Raw genomic sequence first — 17,134 nt, 5'->3', positions numbered from 1 at the left:
TGCTTCGGAGGCCGCGCGGGCCGAGGGAGCAGCCGCGACACGGCACGGGACACGCGGGGCGGGGGCACGCATGAACGACGAGGGCACCGTCCTCGACGGCGGCATCGTCGAGGACGCCGGCATCACCGAGGACGAACTGGCGGCCTTCCACCGCACGGTCGGCCGGCTGAAGGCGCTGCCCGTGGACGACCCGGTGCGGCTACGGACCGAGCGGGTCGCCGCGTCCTTCGCGCGCGACGGGTGGAAGCGTCGCCGCAAGGCACTCGCCGCGGAGAAGTCCGCCGCGGACGCCGCCGTGATGGCCGCGACCGCCACCGGAGCCCTGGACCGGCGCGAGGACGCCCCGCTGTCGGACCGGGCGCCGGGCGGCGGGGGAGTTCTGCGGAAGTCGCGGCACTGCTATGTCTGCAAGGCGTCCTATCGGCAGGTCGACCCGTTCTACCACCGGCTGTGCCCGGACTGCGCCGCCGACAACACCGCCCGCCGCACCCTCGGCACCGATCTGAGCGGGCGCCGCGCGCTGCTCACCGGCGGCCGGGTGAAGATCGGCTTCCAGCTGGCGCTGATGATGCTGCGCGACGGCGCAGAACTGCTCGTCACCAGCCGCTTCCCGCACGACACCGTGCGCCGGTTCCGCGCCGAGCCCGGCAGCGCCAAGTGGCTCGACCGGCTGACCGTCGTCGCCGTCGACCTGCGGGACCCGCGCCAGGTGCTGGGCCTGTGCGAGCAGTTGCGGCAGGAGGGCGAACCGCTCGACATCCTGGTCAACAACGCGGCCCAGACCGTACGGCGGCCACCGGAGTCGTACGCGCTGCTGGCCGCCGGGGAGTACGACGCGCTGCCCGAAGGGGCGCGGCAGGCACCGGGGTTCACCCCGATGCGGATGCTGGGGGCCGGCGCCGCCACCCTGCCCGTCGTGCTGCGCGAGGCCGACGAGGCCGGGCTGCTGCCCGACCCGGCCCCGGAGAACTCCTGGTCGGCGCGGCTGGGCGAACTCGACCCGGCGGAGGTCCTGGAGACCCAGCTGGTCAACTCCCTCGCCCCGGCGCTCCTCTGCGACCGCCTGCTGCCGTTGCTGCTCGCCGCCCCGCGCCCCCGCCGTTACGTGGTCAACGTGACCGCCGTCGAGGGCCGTTTCGCCGTGCGGAACAAGACGGCCGGGCATCCGCACACCAACATGGCCAAGGCAGCCCTCAACATGCTCACCCGCACCAGCGCCGCCGAACTCGCGGAGCAGGGCGTCCACATGTGCGCCGTCGACACCGGCTGGATCACCGACGAGAACCCCGCCCCCAAGAAACACCGCATGGCCGGGGCCGGCTTCCGCACCCCGCTCGACATCGTCGACGGCGCGGCCCGGGTCTACGACCCGATCGTGCGCGGCGAGGCGGGCCACCCTGTGTCGGGCGTGTTCCTCAAGGACTATCGGGAGGCGCAGTGGTGAGGGGAACGACTAGGCTCCCCTCAAGGGCGGGGCCGTAGCGCAGAGGCAGAAGCGCCGGTCTCCAAAACCGGAACACGCTGGTTCGAATCCAGCCGCCCCGCCCCCTTGCGCCGCCCCGCGGATCGCCTTGCGCCGCCCGGCGACCGTGCCCGGCGGTGCGCGGCAGTCAGGCCCCGGCGCGCGCCGCCATCCGTGCCTTGCGCGCCGCGAGCTTCTCGTCGAACTTGCGGGCCTCCGCGTCGAGTCCGCCCATGTAGAGGCCGAGTTCCTCCTGCGCCTTCATGCCCTCGGGGCCGAGGCCGTCGATCTCCATGATCTTCAGGAAGCGGATGACGGGTGCGAGGACGTCGTCGTGGTGGATGCGCATGTTGTAGACCTCGCCGATGGCCATCTGCGCGGCGGCCCGCTCGAAGCCGGGCATCCCGTGGCCGGGCATCCGGAAGTTCACGACGACGTCGCGGACGGCCTGCATGGTGAGGTCGGGGGCGAACTCGAACGCGGCCTTCAGCAGGTTCCGGTAGAAGATCATGTGCAGGTTCTCGTCGGTCGCGATGCGCGCCAGCATGCGGTCGCAGACGGGGTCACCGGAGTGGTGGCCGGTGTTGCGGTGCGACACGCGGGTGGCGAGCTCCTGGAAGGCGACGTAGGCGACCGTGTGCAGCATCGAGTGCCGGTTGTCCGACTCGAAGCCCTCGCTCATGTGGGACATCCGGAACTCTTCGAGCTTGTCCGGGTCCACGGCGCGCGAGGCGAGCAGGTAGTCGCGCATCACGATGCCGTGCCGGCCCTCCTCCGCGGTCCAGCGGTGCACCCAGGTGCCCCAGGCGCCGTCCCGGCCGAAGAGGGTGGCGATCTCGTGGTGGTAGCTGGGCAGGTTGTCCTCGGTCAGCAGGTTCACCACGAGGGCGATCCGGCCCACCTCGGAGACCTTCGACTGCCCCTTCTCCCAGGCCTCGCCGTCCTCGAAGAAGCCGGGGAAGTTGCGGCCGTCGCTCCAGGGCACGTACTCGTGCGGCATCCAGTCCTTGGTGACCTTCAGGTGCCGGTTGAGTTCCTTCTCGACGACTTCCTCCAGTGCGTACAGCAGCCGCGCGTCGGTCCATTCGCCGGACGGGCTGCCGAGGTGGGGAGAAGTGATCGACACGGATGCTCCAGGGGGACGTACAGGGAACGGGACGTTCGGTGCCGCCGCGGGCGGGCGACCTGAACCTACGGCATCGTAGGCTACGAAGCCGTAGGTTACGATGCCGTAGGTTAAGGGTGGTGTAAAGACCGCTGATCAGCGGCGTCCCCCGGCGGCTCGGCGGGCATGCCGAGTGCCCCGTGGACCCGCAGGTCCCGGGGCTGAAAGAGCCAAGCGACCGCCCGTCAGGCGTACAGTCCGCGCAGCCGCACCGAGAGGCATGTCACACAGCCCTCGAGCTTCTCGAACTCGCTGATGTCGACGACGACGGGCTCGTAGCCGAGGTCGGAGTACAGCTCGGCGGTCTTCGGCGCGCTCGCCGCCATCAGCAGCTTGTCGCCGCCGAGGAGCACCACGTGCGCCCCTGCCTCCTCCGGCACCGGCAGGAAACGCCCGAACAGCGACGGGGTGTCCATCTTCGGGATGTGCCCGACGACCGTCCCGTCGGGCAGCGCCGTGACCGCCGACTTCAGATGCAGCACCTTGCTCACCGGCGCGGAGACCACCCGCGCCCCGAGCGGCTCGAACGCGGCCCGCAGCTGCTGGACGCCGGCCGCGTTGGTGCGCCCGCCCCGGCCCACGAACACGGTGTCGCCGACCTTCAGGACGTCGCCGCCCTCCAGCGTGCCCGGCTCCCAGACCCAGTTCACCGAGCAGCCGAGCGCGGCCACGGCCTCCTCGATCCCCTCGGTCTCGGCCCGCCGGGACTCCGCGCCGGGGCGCGCGATCAGCGCCACGTTCTTGTACATGACGACGGTGTCCTCGACGAACACCGAGTCCGGGCAGTCGTCGGCCGGCTCCACCTCGATCGTCTCCCAGCCGTGGTCGCGCAGGGCCTCGCCGTACGCCTCCCACTGCTCGACCGCCAGGTCGACGTCCACCTCCGTGCGTTCGACGTGCGTGACGAGGCCCTCGGCCAGGCGGGGGCTGGGGCGGCGGACGAGGGCCTTCTTGCTGGGCACGTGGGTGACTCCGAATCGAACGACGGTTTTCCGGCGCCCGTGAAGCGACGCCGGTCCGCCATCATGCAGTCCCTGCCCACCAGGACAAAACCCCCGTGGGCAGGCTGTGGCCCTCCTGAGATACTCGGCGGTAGCCGCCCGGCCCGGGGCGGGCCCTGGCATCTGCCCGCGACGGCCGTCCGGATCAGTCGGCTCGGTCGGCCGTCCAGAGTTCCTCCGGGGTGGTCGCCCGCAGCTCTCCCTCCTCCATCAGCAGCCATCGCGTGATCCCGATCGACTCCAGGAACGGCAGGTCGTGGCTGGCCACGACCAGCGCGCCCTCGTACCCCTCCAGGGCGGTCGTCAGCTGTCGCACGCTCGCCATGTCGAGGTTGTTCGTCGGCTCGTCCAGCATCAGCAGTTGCGGGGCGGGCTCGGCGAGCATCAGGGCGGCCAGGGCGGCGCGGAAACGCTCCCCGCCGGAGAGTGTGGCCGCCCGTTGGTCGGCGCGGGCGCCCCGGAACAGGAAGCGGGCGAGGCGCGCCCGGATCCGGTTGTTGGTCGCCTCCGGCGCGAACCGGGCCACGTTCTCGGCGACCGTCAGCTCGTCGTCGAGAACGTCGAGCCGCTGCGGCAGGAACCGCGTCGGGACGTGCGTCCTCGACTCGCCGCTCACCGGCTCCAGCTCGCCGGCGACGGTCCGCAGCAGCGTGGTCTTGCCCGAGCCGTTGCGGCCGACCAACGCGATCCGTTCCGGGCCGCGCAGGTCGAGGCCGCCCTTCACCCGGGCGCCGTACCTCAGTTCCAGGTCCAGCAGGGTGAGGACGGTACGGCCCGGCGGTACGGCCGTGTACGGCAGCTCGATACGGATCTCGTCCTCGTCCCGTACGGCCTCCACCGCCTCGTCGAGGCGTTCCCTCGCCCCGGCGAGCCGCTCCTCGTGCAGGATGCGGTGCTTGCCGGCGGACTCCTGGGCCGCCCTCTTGCGCGCGTGCGCGACGATCCTCGGCACCCGCTTCTGCTCCTGCATCTTCTGCCCGAACCGCTTGCGCCGGGCCAACTTGACCTGTGCGTCGATCAGTTCGCGCTTCTGCTTCTTCAGATCCGTCTCGGCGACCCGCACCATCCTCTCGGCCGCCTCCTGTTCGACGGCGAGCGCCTCCTCGTACGCGGAGAAGTTGCCGCCGTACCAGGTGACCTCGCCGGAGTGCAGATCGGCGATCTGGTCGACCAGGTCCAGGAGTTCACGGTCGTGGCTGACCACGACCAGCACTCCCGACCATGCCGCGACCGCGTCGTACAGTCTGCGTCGCGCGTACAGGTCGAGGTTGTTGGTCGGCTCGTCCAGGAGGAGGACGTCGGGGCGGCGCAGCAGCAGTGCGGCCAGCCGCAGCAGCACCGACTCGCCGCCCGAGACCTCACCGATGGTGCGGTCCAGGTCGACGTGGCCCAGGCCGAGCCCGCCGAGGGTCGCCAGTGCGCGCTCCTCGACGTCCCAGTCGTCGCCGATCGCCGCGAAGTGCTCCTCGGCCACGTCACCGGCCTCGATGGCGTGCAGTGCGGCGCGGGCGTCTGCGATGCCGAGCGCCTCGTCGACCCTCAGGGCGGTGTCCAGCGTGACGTTCTGCGGCAGGTAGCCGATCTCGCCGGCCACCCGCACGGTGCCGTCGGACGGGGTGAGTTCACCGGCGATCAGCTTCAACAGGGTTGATTTCCCTGACCCGTTGACGCCGACGAGTCCGGTCCGGCCGGGGCCGAACGCGATCTGCAGATCCTCGAAGACGGGGGTGCCGTCGGGCCAGGCGAAGGACAGGGAGGCGCAGGTGAGGGAGAGGGGAGTAGACATGAGGAACCTCGCGGGTGAGGGAAGCGGCCATGGGCGACGCGTTCGAAACACCGCGAGGGCGACATACGGCGGGGCGGAAGAAAGGCCCGCTGCCGAAGGGACGGCTGTACGCCGAGGTCGCACGCTACGCACACAGGGGCGCCGGGATACGGCGGGGTGTGTGACGCGGTGTCTCAGGACCTCAGACGAGCAACGTCCTTCTCCAATCGACGGCAACAGGACCGTGGAACAACGTACGGAGGGGCCGCAGGGAGTGTCAACGCAATTTATCGGCACCCGGATCTGCCGCCCCCGGCGGAGCGGGGCGGCGTGGGGGTGGTCCCTCAGTGGGTCGGGCCCTGAGCGGGCCGGGGCCTCAGCAGGCGTCGCGCATCAACTCGGCCAGGTCGTGGTCCAGGTCCACCTGGTGGTGTTCCAGGCCGAGCGGCACCAGATCCATCGAGCGCTCCAGGAAGCGCCGTACCTCGTCGGCGTGCACGTGCACCACGGCCGTGCCCTCCGGGGCGTGGAACTCCAGGACCAGCCGGTCATAGCCGTACGGGCGGACCCGCACGTCGCCGTAGCCGACCGGGTCCTCCATGCCGGTGACGAGCAGTTCGCGGGCGAAGGTCCAGCAGACCTCGACGCCCTCCAGCGTGGCCGGGGCGGGGAAGGTCATACGGACGGCGAACGGGTCGCTGCGGTCGTAGTGGAGCGTGGCGGGAATGCTCGGCATCCGCGGCGCGGCGGCGACGAGACGGGCCTCTACGGGCTGCTCGATGACGGTGGACAACGCCTTGCTCCCTTGTGACGGGTGGACGGATTCCGGTTGACTGCGGCCGGGCATATGCAAAGACGCCGGATCGGGCCGATCCGTGCACATGAGGTTCGAGTGACCTCTGTCACCGGGCCCAATCACTGGGGTGATCCATTTCTCATCCCGTGTCCCGGGATATGGGAGAGGACACCGGACGCCGCCCGGTGGTTCCCGGCCGAGGCCATCTGGACGGCGCACGGTCGCTGCACTAGCTTCGCCCGCCATGAGGGGCATGGGGCAGTCGAGAAGGACGAGTCGGGCGAGTCGGACGATGACGACGGGACTGGCCGCGGCGGCGCTCACCGCCGCCCTGGCGGTGCCCGCGCAGGCGCACGGGGACGGTCGTCCTCCGCACTGGGAACTGAAGGAGACCGGCACCGACGTGCGCTTTCGCGGGCTGGCCGCGGTCAGCCGGAACAGCGCGTGGCTGGCGGGTTCCGCCGGCACCGTGCTCCGTACCGGCGACGGGGGCAGGACCTGGCGCAATGTCTCACCGCCCGGCGCACAGGAGTTGCAGTTCCGGGACATCGAGGCATTCGACGCACGCAGGGCGGTCGTCCTGGCCATCGGCGAGGGCGAGGCCTCCCGGGTGTACCGCACGGACGACGGGGGCGAGACCTGGACCGAGTCCTTCCGCAACACCGACCCGCGCGCCTTCTACGACTGCCTCACGTTCTTCGATCCCCGCCACGGGCTGGCCATGAGCGATCCGGTCGACGGCAGGTTCCGCATCCTGTCCACCGAGGACGGCGGCCGCTCCTGGGAGGTCCTGCCGAACGAGGGCATGCCCCCGGCCCTGGAGGGCGAGGCGGGCTTCGCGGCGAGCGGGCAGTGCCTGGTCAGCTCGGGGCCGCGGGATGTGTGGCTGGCGACCGGAGGGGCGGCCCGCGCACGCGTGCTGCACTCCGCCGACCGGGGGCGCACCTGGACCGTCGCCGACACCCCCGTGCCGGCCGGCGACCCGGCCCGGGGCGTCTTCGCGCTGGCCTTCCGCGACCGGTCGCACGGCCTCGCCGTCGGCGGCGACTACCGCGCCGACCAGCCGTCCCCGCGGGCCGCGGCCACCACCGGCGACGCGGGCCGCACCTGGACGCCCGCCGCGCAGCCCCCGCCCGCCTACCGCTCCGGCGTCGCCTGGCTCCCGTACAGCCGTACGACCGCTGTCGCCGTCGGCCCCACGGGCACCGATCTCACCACCGACGGCGGCCGCACCTGGCGCACGGTCGACACCGGGTCGTACGACACGGTCGACTGCACACCGGACCGGGGCTGCTGGGCGGCGGGGGAGCGGGGGCGGGTGGCCCGCCTGGAGAACTGACCTGCGCGGCGGCGTCACGGCGGGTGGGCGGTACGGGGTTGTTCCTGCCCGGAGGGGTACTTGTGGGGTGTTCGAATCACGAAAGGAGTGATCGGTCATGCCGCGCGGTTCGAGCCCGAAGAGGGAACGCCAGTACGAGCACATCAAGGAGAGCGCCGAGGACCGCGGTGAGAGCGAGTCGCGCGCCAAGGAGATCGCCGCCCGGACCGTCAACAAGGAACGCGCCCGCTCCGGCGAGTCCAGGACCGCGAGCCGCAGCTCCACCCAGGACATGTCGTCGAGCAAGCGCGGCGGGCAACGTTCGCACAAGGGATCCGAGGGACCCACGTACGACCAGCTCTACGCCGAGGCGAAGCGGCGCAACATCCAGGGCCGTTCGGACATGAACAAGAGCCAGCTCAAGCGCGCCCTCGGCAACAAGTAGCCCGGCGCGGCGCGCCCGTGACGGGATGCGTACGCTCGTCGGCACCATGACGACCGTACGCATCCCCGCGGGCTGGCCCGCGACCGAAGAGCAAGCCCTCGCCGTGCAGGACGAGCTGCGGGGGAAGGCGGTGCTCGACGAGACCGGACCACCGCCGGGCACCGGCCGGGTCACCGGCGTCGACGTGGCCTACGACGACGAACGGAACGTGGTCGCGGCGGCGGCCGTCGTGCTGGACGCGGCCACGCTCGACGTGGTCGCCGAGGCCACGGCGATCGGGCAGGTCTCCTTCCCCTATGTCCCCGGCCTGCTGGCCTTCCGCGAGATCCCGACGGTCCTGGCCGCGCTCGACGCGCTGCCGTGCGACCCCGGCCTCGTCGTCTGCGACGGCTACGGCCTCGCGCATCCGCGCCGCTTCGGTCTCGCCGCCCACCTCGGCGTCCTCACCGGCCTCCCCACGATCGGCGTCGCCAAGAACCCCTTCACCTTCACCTACGACGACCCCGGCGCCGCGCGCGGCAGCGCGTCCCCGCTCCTCGCGGACACCGAGGAGGTGGGTCGCGCGCTGCGCACCCGTGACGGCGTCAAGCCGGTCTTCGTCTCCGTCGGCCACCGCGTCGACCTGGACAACGCCTGCGCCCACACCCTCGCCCTGACCCCGTCCTACCGCCTCCCGGAGACGACCCGCAGGGCCGACTCCCTGTGCCGCCGGGCCCTCCTGAACACGACGGCCTGAACCACATGGAGGCCGAAGCGAGTACCCGCAGTACCTGAGTAGGAACTGAGTACCTGTACGGATGCCGGTGCGTCGTCATGATCGGCAGGCTGTGCCGTATGACGACGCACCGAGCCCCGAAGCCCGCCGCCAGCCCCACCCAGTCGGTCGAGCGTGCCGTGACGACCGGCCTGCTCCTCGCCGTGTTGGCCGGACTGGCCTGGATCGCCGGGATGGTCTACACGCTGACCGGGTGGGCGCAGTAGACCGGCCGGCGCCTCACCCGGTCACCGGGCCGCCGCCACCCGGAACGTGATCCCCGCCGCCCGCAGCCGCTCGATCAGCGCGTCGCCCATCGCGACCGCCGTCGTGACCTGCCCCGCGGTGGCCGGGAGGTCGTCGAAGGCCAGGCACAGGGCGGACTCGGCGAACATCTTCGCCGTCTCGCCGTAGCCGGGGTCGCCGCCCGCGACCTCCGTGAAGACCCGGCGCCCGCCGCCCTCGCCGACGAACCGCACCGAGAACCAGCTCTTCGCCCGCTTCTCCGCGCTCGGGCCCTCGCCCGGCTTGAGCCGGTCGCCCAGCCAGCGCCGTACGGGCGGCACCTGGGCGGCTGCGACGACCGCGCCGACGAACGCGACGCCGCCCACCGCGAAGGGCAGCGTTTTGACGGCCGCGTAGTGGCGGTAGCGGAAGTCGGGCCCGTAGCGCCGCAGGGCGCGCGCCGAGCGCTGCACCACCTGTGCGTCGATGGTCGGCAGCGGCAGCGCCCACGCCCCGATCTCCTTGGCGAACCGGGGCGCGCTCACCGGCGCGTACGCCCGGCGCCCCACGAGGCGCGGTTCGTGTCGCTTGCGGTCCCGCGCGGCGGCCATCGTCTCCCGGCCGCGGGAGAACCCGGTGAGCGCGGAGTTGAACGTGCCGCCCGAGAACATGCCCTCGGCGCGCACGAATCCGTCCACGGTGATCGGCACGTCCTCCGGGAGCTGACGCACCGTGAAGTACGCGCCCAGGTCGTGCGGTATGGAGTCGAAGCCGGCGGCGTGCACCAGGCGGGCGCCGGTCTCCCGCGCGCGGGCGTCATGCCGGACGAACGTCAGATCGACGAACTCGGGTTCACCGGTGAGATCCAGATAGTCGGTTCCCTCGTCCGCGCAGGCGGCCACCAACTCCTCGCCGTGGGTGATGTACGGACCCACGGTCGTGGCCACCACCCGTGCCTGACGGGCGAGTTGGCGCACCGCGTCCGGATCGGAGCCGTCCGCCCGGAGCACCCCGATCCCCGCGCCGCCGGGCAGCCGCTCGCGCAGCGCGGCGAGCTTCTCCGCGTTGCGCCCGGCGATCGCCCAGCGCAGTCCCTCGGGCGCGTGCGCGGCGAGATACTCCGCGGTGAGCTCCCCGACGAACCCCGTGGCCCCGTAGAGCACGATGTCGTACGCCCGCTCCGCCCTGTCCTGCCCACTGCTCATGGAACCCCTCAGCGCTCGCCCACGGCCCGTCCACGCGCCGTTGTCGGTGGCTGAGGCTAGCGTGAGGGACGAGCAGCCGCGTGCGCGGGATCCGGAGGTGGCCGTGACCGTACCGAAGAACGCCCTGAAAAAATGGGAGAAGGTGCGCGAGTTCGCCCTCGGGATGCCCGGCGCGGTCGAGGAGTTCCCGTGGGGCGAGAGCGTCGCGAAGGTCAACAAGAAGGTGTTCGTGTTCCTCGGGACGGACGACGGCGGCTATCCGCTGGGCGTCACCGTGAAGCTCAAGGACGAGGAGACCCACGCCCACGCCCTGACCTGCCCCGGCGCCGAACCCGCGGGGTACGGCCTGGGCAGGTCCGGCTGGGTGCGCGTGCCGCTGGAGGAGAAGGGCGCCCCGGGCGCGGAGCTGCTGTGCGACTGGGTCGAGGAGAGCTACCGCGTGATCGCCCCGAAGCGGCTGATAGCGGAGCTGGAGGCCCGCTGAGGGCGGTGCCGGAGCCCGGTGGCCGCCGGGCTGACACCTGCCGCGACTGGGGGCACAATGGCTAAGCGTTTGCTCATTCGGGGCTTGTGCGGAGTGGAACACGTTCTTAACATCGCTGGTGTTACATCGTTTGTGTCACAGAGCTGGGGGCTCGATGTCAGTGGCGAAGACGCCCGGGCACGGTCCACTCGCCGGTGTGCGCGTGGTCGAACTCGCGGGCATCGGCCCGGGACCGTTCGCCGCCATGCTCCTCGGTGACCTCGGCGCCGACGTCGTCCGCGTGGACCGGCCGGGCGGCGCGGGCCTCGCGGTGAACCCGCTGTACGACGTCACCAACCGCAACAAGCGCTCGGTGATCGTCGACCTGAAGTCCGCCAGCGGCCCGGACACCGTCCTGGACCTCGCCGAACGCGCCGACATCCTGATCGAGGGCTACCGGCCGGGCGTCGCCGAACGCCTCGGCGTCGGCCCCGAGACCTGCCACGCCCGCAAACCGAGGCTGGTCTACGGCCGGATGACCGGCTGGGGCCAGCAGGGACCGCTCGCCCAGCGCGCCGGCCACGACATCGCGTACATCGCCCTGACCGGCACCCTCGGCATGACCGGAGCCCCCGGCACACCGCCCGTCGCCCCCGCCAACCTCCTCGGCGACTACGCGGGCGGCTCCCTCTACCTCGTCGTCGGCGTCCTCGCCGCCCTCCACCACGCCCGCGCGACCGGCGCCGGGCAGGTCGTGGACGCGGCCATCGTCGACGGCACCTCGCACCTGTCCGCGATGCTCCACGGCATGCTCGCCGCGGGCGGCTGGCAGGACCGCCGCGCCGCCAACCTCCTGGACGGCGGCTGCCCCTTCTACGGCACCTACGAGACCGCCGACGGCCAGTACATCGCCGTGGGCGCCCTGGAGCAGCAGTTCTACGGGGAGTTCGTCGACCTCCTGGGCATCGGGGACAGGGCCCCGGCCCGCAAGGACACGGCCGCCTGGGGGGACCTGCGCGAGACGATCGCGGCCCGCTTCAAGACCCGTACCAGGGACGAGTGGACGGCCGTGTTCGAGGGCTCCGACGCCTGTGTGGCCCCCGTGCTGTCGCTGCGCGAGGCGCCGCACCACGCGCACCTCGCGGCCCGGGGCACCTTCACCGACTTCGGCGGCATCACCCAGCCCGCCCCGGCGCCCCGCTTCTCCGCCACCCACACCTCGGTGCGCACCGGCCCCGCCCAGCCGGGCGCCGACACGGCGGACGTCGCCCACGACTGGGGCATAGCGGGCCTCCTGCCCGACGCGTCCGCCGAGGCCGCCGCGAAGGACACCGACTGACACCGGCCCCCGGGCCGCACCCTCCCGCCACCGAAAGGCCAGACTCGTGAGCACCGAAGCGTATGTGTACGACGCGATCCGCACCCCGCGCGGCCGCGGCAAGGCGAACGGCTCCCTGCACGGCACCAAGCCGATCGACCTCGTCATCGGACTGATCCACGAGGTCCGTGACCGCTTCCCCGGCCTCGACCCGGCCGCCGTCGACGACATCGTGCTCGGCGTCGTCGGCCCGGTCGGTGACCAGGGCTCGGACATCGCCCGGACCGCGGCGATCGCCGCCGGACTGCCCGACACCGTGGCCGGTGTCCAGGAGAACCGCTTCTGTGCCTCGGGCCTGGAGGCCGTCAACCTGGCCGCCGCGAAGATCCGTTCGGGCTGGGAGGACCTGGTGCTCGCGGGCGGTGTCGAGTCGATGTCCCGGGTGCCGATGGCCTCCGACGGCGGCGCCTGGTTCAACGACCCGATGACCAACCTGGCGGTCAACTTCGTGCCGCAGGGCATCGGCGCCGACCTCATCGCCACGATCGAGGGATTCTCCCGGCGCGATGTGGACGAGTACGCGGCACTCTCCCAGGAGCGGGCGGCGGCCGCCTGGAAGGACGGCCGGTTCGACCGGTCCGTCGTCCCCGTCAAGGACCGCTCCGGACTGGTCGTCCTCGACCACGACGAGCACCTGCGCCCCGGCACCACCGCCGACTCGCTCGCCAAGCTGAAGCCCTCCTTCGCGGACATCGGCGAGCTGGGCGGCTTCGACGCGGTGGCGCTGCAGGAGTACCACTGGGTCGAGGAGATCGACCACGTCCACCACGCGGGCAACTCCTCCGGCATCGTGGACGGCGCGGCCCTCGTCGCCATCGGCAGCAAGGAGGTCGGCGAGCGCTACGGCCTGCGCCCGCGCGCCCGGATCGTCTCCGCCGCCGTCTCCGGCTCCGAGCCCACCATCATGCTCACCGGCCCCGCGCCCGCGACCCGCAAGGCCCTCGCCCGGGCCGGGCTGACCATCGACGACATCGACCTCGTCGAGATCAACGAGGCGTTCGCCGCCGTCGTGCTCCGCTTCGTCAAGGACATGGGCCTCTCCCTCGACAAGGTCAATGTCAACGGCGGCGCGATCGCGCTCGGCCACCCGCTCGGCGCGACCGGGGCGATGATCCTCGGCACGCTCGTCGACGAACTGGAGCGCCAGGACAAGCGGTACGGGCTGGCCACGCTCTGCGTGGGCGGCGGCATGGGCATCGCGACGATCGTCGAACGCGTCTGAAACCCCGGCGGAACCAAGAGACTTCTACGGAGACCCCCGCTATGACCGAGAGCACCACCATCCGCTGGGAACAGGACCGCACGGGCCTCGTCACCCTCGTCATCGACGACCCCGACCAGTCCGCGAACACCATGAACCAGGCGTTCCGCGACTCCCTCGCGGTGATCACCGACCGGCTGGAGGCCGAGAAGGACACCATCCGCGGTGTCATCATCACCTCCGCCAAGAAGACGTTCTTCGCCGGCGGCGACCTCCGCGACCTCATCAAGGTCACCCCCGACACCGCACAGCAGCTGTTCGACGGCGGTCTGGAGATCAAGCGCAACCTGCGCCGCATCGAGACCCTCGGCAAGCCGGTGGTCGCGGCGATCAACGGCGCGGCCCTGGGCGGCGGCTACGAGCCGGCCCTCGCCTGCCACCACCGCATCGCCCTCGACGCCCCCGGCTCCAAGATCGGCTGCCCCGAGGTCACCCTCGGCCTGCTCCCCGGAGGCGGCGGCGTCGTCCGCACCGTCCGGCTGCTGGGTATCACCGACGCCCTGCTGAAGGTGCTGCTCCAGGGCACGCAGTACTCCCCGCGACGCGCGCTGGACAACGGTCTGATCCATGAAGTGGCGGCCACCCGGGAGGAGTTGATGGACAAGGCCCGCGCCTTCATCGACGCCAACCCCGAGTCGCAGCAGCCCTGGGACAAGCCCGGCTACCGCATCCCCGGCGGCACCCCCTCCCACCCGAAGTTCGCAGCGAACCTGCCCGCCTTCCCCGCCACCCTGCGCAAGCAGACAGGCGGCGCGCCCTACCCGGCGCCGCGCAGGATCCTCGCCGCCGCCGTCGAGGGCGCCCAGGTCGACTTCGAGACCGCCCAGGTCATCGAGGCCCGCTACTTCGTCGAACTGGCGGCGGGCCAGACGTCCAAGAACATGATCCAGGCCTTCTTCTTCGACCTCCAGGCCGTGAACTCCGGCGCGAACCGCCCCCGCGGCATCGAGCCGCGCAAGGTCAGCAGGGTCGCCGTCCTCGGCGCCGGGATGATGGGCGCGGGCATCGCGTACTCCTGCGCCCGCGCGGGCATCGAGGTCGTCCTGAAGGACGTGACGCCCGAAGCGGCCGCGAAGGGCAAGGGCTACTCGGAGAAGCTCTGCGCCAAGGCGGTCGCCAAGGGCCGCACCACCCAGGAGAAGGCCGACGCCCTCCTCGCTCTGATCACCCCCACCGCCGACCCGGCCGACCTCGCGGGCTGCGACGCCGTCATCGAGGCCGTGTTCGAGAACACCGAGCTCAAGCACAAGGTGTTCCAGGAGATCGAGGGGGTCGTGGCACCGGACGCCCTGCTCTGCTCCAACACCTCCACCCTCCCCATCACCGAGCTGGCCGAGGGCGTCGTCCGCCGGTCGGACTTCATCGGCCTGCACTTCTTCTCACCCGTCGACAAGATGCCCCTCGTCGAGATCATCAAGGGTGAGCAGACCGGCGACGAGGCCCTGGCCCGCGCCTTCGACCTGGTCCGCCAGATCAAGAAGACCCCGATCGTCGTCAACGACTCGCGCGGCTTCTTCACCTCCCGGGTCATCGGCCACTTCATCGACGAGGGTGTCGCGATGGTCGGCGAGGGCATCGAGCCCGCGTCCGTCGAACAGGCGGCGGCCCAGGCGGGCTACCCCGCGAAGGTCCTCTCCCTCATGGACGAGCTGACGCTCACCCTGCCCCGCAAGATCCGCGCGGAGTCCCGGCGGGCCGTCGAGGAGGCGGGCGGCACCTGGACCGTGCATCCGGCCGAGGCCGTGATCGACCGCATGGTCGACGAGTTCGGCCGCCCCGGCCGCAGTGGTGGCGCCGGGTTCTACGACTACGGGACCGACGGACGCCGCGCCAGGCTCTGGCCCGGACTGCGCGAGCACTTCACGAAGCCGGGGCACCGGATCCCCTTCCGGGACATGCAGGAGCGGATGCTCTTCTCGGAGGCCCTGGACACCGTGCGGCTGCTGGAGGAGGGCGTTCTCACGTCCGTCGCCGACGCCAACATCGGGTCGATCTTCGGGATCGGGTTCCCCGGGTGGACCGGCGGGGTGCTGCAGTACATCAACGGTTACGACGGCGGGCTCCCGGGGTTCGTCGCGCGGGCGCGTGAGCTGGCCGGGCGTTACGGGGAGCGGTTCGAGCCGCCGGCGCTGTTGGTGGAGAAGGCGGAGAAGGGGGAGCGGTTCGGGGACGTGTGAGGTCGGGGGCGGCCGGGGGGTTCCTTTCGCCCCCGTCGCCCCCACCCTTCCCGTCCCCAGGGGCTGCGCCCCTTCGCCCCCTCAGTGCGTTCTTCGTCCGCGGCCGGGTGGGGCTTCTCGCGCAGTTCCCCGCGCCCCGTCAGGGGCGCGGTCCTTTAATAGGAGTGCAGGTCGAACTGTGCGGCTGTGGGGAGGAGTTGGGCATGGTGGTGGCCGGGAACATCGACGAGGTCGTGGACGGGCTCGCCCAGGTGGTGCGGGAGGCGCGCCGGGACGGTGACCGGGTGGGGTATTTCGCCGCGCTGTACCGGCAGGTGACTGTCGAGGTCCGCACGGCCATTCACCAGGGGCTGTTCGACGACGGCGCCCGGATGGACCGCTTCGACACGCTCTTCGGCAACCGCTACTTCGAGGCGTACGACGCCTGGCGCCGCGACCGGAGCGGGCCGCGCTGCTGGCGCGAGACGTTCGGGCTGCTGGACGACAACGGCACCGTCATCGTCCAGCATCTGCTCCTCGGCGTGAACGCGCACATCAATCTGGACCTGGCCGTCGCCGCCGCCCGGACCAGCCCGGGGGAGGACATCCACGCGCTACGACACGACTTCCTGCTGATCAACGACATCCTCGGGCGGGTGGTGCTGGCCGTGCAGGACTCGCTCGGTGCCCTGTCGCCCCTGATGTCGCTCCTGGACCAGGTCGGAGCCCGCACCGACGAGCGGATCCTCGACTTCAGCGTCCGCCGGTCCAGGGAGGAGGCCTGGTTCAACGCGGTGCTGCTCGCCGGCCAGGACGAGGAGGAACGCGCGTCCACCGTCGAGCGGCTCGACGTCCGTGCCGCCGTCCTCGCCCGGCTGATCGCCCGCCCCGGCGGCCTCGCCCGTCCCGCCCTGCAGCTGATCCGGAGCACCGAGAGCGACGACGTGCCCGCCGTCATCGCGCACCTGGACCGGTCCGTGCGGTGAACGCCGCGGTTCAGGACCCGGACGCCCACCGGCTCAGCTCGTCCTTCAACGAACGCTGAAAGGTCGTCAACAGCGCCTGTACCACCAGCGGTTGCATATGGGCCGACAGGGACTTCACGGCCTGCGGATCGCGTTCCGCCACCGCGTCGCGGAAGAGCCGCGACAACTCCTGGGCCGCCGCGCGCGAATGCTCGATCAGCACGGTCCGCGCGGCGCGGATCGACTCCTCCGACAGGGGGACGCCGAGCAGCTCCACGCCCAGCCGCAGCAGCCCCGGGTCCACGCGGAGACCGTCGCTGTCCCGCTCGACCACGCCCATCGCCACGAGCCGTTCGACGTCCTCCTCGCCCAGGGCCCGCCCCGCCCGCCGGTCGAGCTCCTCCCGGGTGACCGTGGCCACCGCGTCCGGCGCCCAGGAGGCCACCACCGCACGCTGGAGGGCGAGGTCGCGCGGGGTGAGGTCCGGCGGCAGCCTGCGCAGATACCCCTCGATGGCCGCCAGTGTCATGCCCTGCCGCTGCAGTTCCTCGATCAGCGCGAGCCGGGCCAGGTGCTCCCGACCGTAGTGGCCGACCCGGCGGGGCCCGATCTCCGGCGGCGGCAGCAGGCCCCGGGTGCCGTAGAAGCGGACCGTACGCACCGTGACCCCCGCCCGCGCGGCCAGCTCGTCGACGGTGAGAACGATCTCCTCGGAGCCGGAGCCGGAGCCGGAGCCGGAGCCGGAGCCGGAGCTCTCCCCGATGTCGGTCGTCAT

At 71.8% G+C, this 17,134-nt stretch carries 16 protein-coding genes and 1 tRNA gene; 11 read left to right on the top strand and 6 right to left on the bottom strand.

The annotated features are described in order from the left end of the window. The first annotated feature begins 70 nt into the window (after window positions 1-70). Both GWK25_RS28210 and GWK25_RS28205 read left to right on the top strand, forming a co-directional pair. On the top strand, window positions 71-1,444 hold the full coding sequence (locus GWK25_RS28210) for an SDR family NAD(P)-dependent oxidoreductase (protein ID WP_251829067.1): 1,374 nt from the start codon (window positions 71-73) through the stop codon (window positions 1,442-1,444). 26 nt (window positions 1,445-1,470) lie between these two features. Beyond that, window positions 1,471-1,546: transfer RNA gene (locus GWK25_RS28205), tRNA-Trp, on the top strand. Window positions 1,547-1,610: 64 nt separating this feature from the next. Here GWK25_RS28205 and GWK25_RS28200 read toward each other — a convergent pair. From GWK25_RS28200 to GWK25_RS28185, 4 genes are all read right to left on the bottom strand, one after another. After that, window positions 1,611-2,588 carry an acyl-ACP desaturase gene (locus GWK25_RS28200; protein ID WP_215454161.1) on the bottom strand — a complete coding sequence of 326 codons (978 nt, stop codon included), beginning with the start codon at window positions 2,586-2,588 and terminating at the stop codon, window positions 1,611-1,613. Window positions 2,589-2,812: 224 nt separating this feature from the next. Continuing rightward, complete coding sequence (ddaH, locus tag GWK25_RS28195) at window positions 2,813-3,589, bottom strand: dimethylargininase (RefSeq protein ID WP_215454160.1); 777 nt, start codon at window positions 3,587-3,589, stop codon at window positions 2,813-2,815. Between the two features lie 184 nt (window positions 3,590-3,773). Continuing rightward, window positions 3,774-5,414, bottom strand: a complete 1,641-nt coding sequence (locus tag GWK25_RS28190) for an ABC-F family ATP-binding cassette domain-containing protein (RefSeq protein WP_215454159.1) — start codon at window positions 5,412-5,414, stop codon at window positions 3,774-3,776. 355 nt (window positions 5,415-5,769) lie between these two features. Beyond that, window positions 5,770-6,186: an SsgA family sporulation/cell division regulator gene (locus GWK25_RS28185; RefSeq protein WP_215454158.1), complete on the bottom strand. Its 417-nt coding sequence runs from the start codon at window positions 6,184-6,186 to the stop codon at window positions 5,770-5,772. A gap of 295 nt (window positions 6,187-6,481) precedes the next feature. On the opposite strand from GWK25_RS28185, the gene GWK25_RS28180 reads away from it, so the two are divergent. The 4 genes from GWK25_RS28180 to mmpA all read left to right on the top strand — a co-directional run bounded on the left by GWK25_RS28180 (window position 6,482) and on the right by mmpA (window position 8,933). Further along, window positions 6,482-7,528 (top strand): oxidoreductase, encoded by a 1,047-nt coding sequence (locus GWK25_RS28180; RefSeq protein ID WP_215454157.1) that lies wholly within the window; start codon window positions 6,482-6,484, stop codon window positions 7,526-7,528. 97 nt (window positions 7,529-7,625) lie between these two features. After that, complete coding sequence (locus GWK25_RS28175; protein WP_215454156.1) at window positions 7,626-7,952, top strand: plasmid stabilization protein; 327 nt, start codon at window positions 7,626-7,628, stop codon at window positions 7,950-7,952. 46 nt (window positions 7,953-7,998) lie between these two features. Then, complete coding sequence (locus GWK25_RS28170; protein WP_215454155.1) at window positions 7,999-8,688, top strand: endonuclease V; 690 nt, start codon at window positions 7,999-8,001, stop codon at window positions 8,686-8,688. A gap of 98 nt (window positions 8,689-8,786) precedes the next feature. Further along, window positions 8,787-8,933, top strand: coding sequence for a morphogenic membrane protein MmpA (gene mmpA / locus GWK25_RS28165; RefSeq protein ID WP_215457977.1), 147 nt, complete (start codon window positions 8,787-8,789; stop codon window positions 8,931-8,933). Window positions 8,934-8,954: 21 nt separating this feature from the next. Here mmpA and GWK25_RS28160 read toward each other — a convergent pair whose 3' ends face one another. Further along, window positions 8,955-10,136 carry a trans-acting enoyl reductase family protein gene (locus GWK25_RS28160; protein WP_215454154.1) on the bottom strand — a complete coding sequence of 394 codons (1,182 nt, stop codon included), beginning with the start codon at window positions 10,134-10,136 and terminating at the stop codon, window positions 8,955-8,957. Window positions 10,137-10,239: 103 nt separating this feature from the next. Here GWK25_RS28160 and GWK25_RS28155 point away from each other — a divergent pair, with 103 nt between their 5' ends. The 5 genes from GWK25_RS28155 to GWK25_RS28135 all read left to right on the top strand — a co-directional run bounded on the left by GWK25_RS28155 (window position 10,240) and on the right by GWK25_RS28135 (window position 16,380). Next, the gene (locus tag GWK25_RS28155) at window positions 10,240-10,620 is read left to right on the top strand and encodes an MmcQ/YjbR family DNA-binding protein (RefSeq protein WP_215454152.1); all 381 of its coding nucleotides are present in this window, start codon (window positions 10,240-10,242) and stop codon (window positions 10,618-10,620) included. Window positions 10,621-10,774: 154 nt separating this feature from the next. Continuing rightward, entirely contained in the window at window positions 10,775-11,938 is a 1,164-nt protein-coding gene (locus tag GWK25_RS28150) for a CaiB/BaiF CoA-transferase family protein (protein ID WP_215454149.1), read from the top strand. A gap of 46 nt (window positions 11,939-11,984) precedes the next feature. Continuing rightward, on the top strand, window positions 11,985-13,199 hold the full coding sequence (locus GWK25_RS28145; protein ID WP_215454148.1) for an acetyl-CoA C-acetyltransferase: 1,215 nt from the start codon (window positions 11,985-11,987) through the stop codon (window positions 13,197-13,199). Between the two features lie 41 nt (window positions 13,200-13,240). Beyond that, complete coding sequence (locus GWK25_RS28140) at window positions 13,241-15,415, top strand: 3-hydroxyacyl-CoA dehydrogenase NAD-binding domain-containing protein (protein ID WP_215454145.1); 2,175 nt, start codon at window positions 13,241-13,243, stop codon at window positions 15,413-15,415. A 203-nt stretch (window positions 15,416-15,618) separates the two neighbouring features. Beyond that, window positions 15,619-16,380: a DUF5995 family protein gene (locus GWK25_RS28135; RefSeq protein WP_251829066.1), complete on the top strand. Its 762-nt coding sequence runs from the start codon at window positions 15,619-15,621 to the stop codon at window positions 16,378-16,380. Between the two features lie 10 nt (window positions 16,381-16,390). Here GWK25_RS28135 and GWK25_RS28130 read toward each other — a convergent pair whose 3' ends face one another. Then, complete coding sequence (locus GWK25_RS28130; RefSeq protein WP_215454144.1) at window positions 16,391-17,134, bottom strand: MerR family transcriptional regulator; 744 nt, start codon at window positions 17,132-17,134, stop codon at window positions 16,391-16,393.

This window comes from Streptomyces sp. ATCC 21386 (assembly GCF_018728545.1).
Classification (GTDB): domain Bacteria; phylum Actinomycetota; class Actinomycetes; order Streptomycetales; family Streptomycetaceae; genus Streptomyces.
The sequence above is the reverse complement of the archived record's forward strand: the minus strand, read 5'-3'. Positions and strand labels throughout refer to the sequence as shown.

Bases quoted from the DNA above. Each gene is read 5' to 3' on its own strand.
- GWK25_RS28210 (WP_251829067.1), top strand. From the start codon at position 71: ATGAACGACGAGGGCACCGTCCTCGACGGCGGCATCGTCGAGGACGCC.
- GWK25_RS28190 (WP_215454159.1), bottom strand. From the start codon at position 5,414: ATGTCTACTCCCCTCTCCCTCACCTGCGCCTCCCTGTCCTTCGCCTGG.
- GWK25_RS28180 (WP_215454157.1), top strand. From the start codon at position 6,482: ATGACGACGGGACTGGCCGCGGCGGCGCTCACCGCCGCCCTGGCGGTG.
- GWK25_RS28175 (WP_215454156.1), top strand. From the start codon at position 7,626: ATGCCGCGCGGTTCGAGCCCGAAGAGGGAACGCCAGTACGAGCACATC.
- GWK25_RS28170 (WP_215454155.1), top strand. From the start codon at position 7,999: ATGACGACCGTACGCATCCCCGCGGGCTGGCCCGCGACCGAAGAGCAA.
- mmpA (WP_215457977.1), top strand. From the start codon at position 8,787: ATGACGACGCACCGAGCCCCGAAGCCCGCCGCCAGCCCCACCCAGTCG.
- GWK25_RS28160 (WP_215454154.1), bottom strand. From the start codon at position 10,136: ATGAGCAGTGGGCAGGACAGGGCGGAGCGGGCGTACGACATCGTGCTC.
- GWK25_RS28150 (WP_215454149.1), top strand. From the start codon at position 10,775: ATGTCAGTGGCGAAGACGCCCGGGCACGGTCCACTCGCCGGTGTGCGC.
- GWK25_RS28140 (WP_215454145.1), top strand. From the start codon at position 13,241: ATGACCGAGAGCACCACCATCCGCTGGGAACAGGACCGCACGGGCCTC.
- GWK25_RS28135 (WP_251829066.1), top strand. From the start codon at position 15,619: ATGGTGGTGGCCGGGAACATCGACGAGGTCGTGGACGGGCTCGCCCAG.
- GWK25_RS28130 (WP_215454144.1), bottom strand. From the start codon at position 17,134: ATGACGACCGACATCGGGGAGAGCTCCGGCTCCGGCTCCGGCTCCGGC.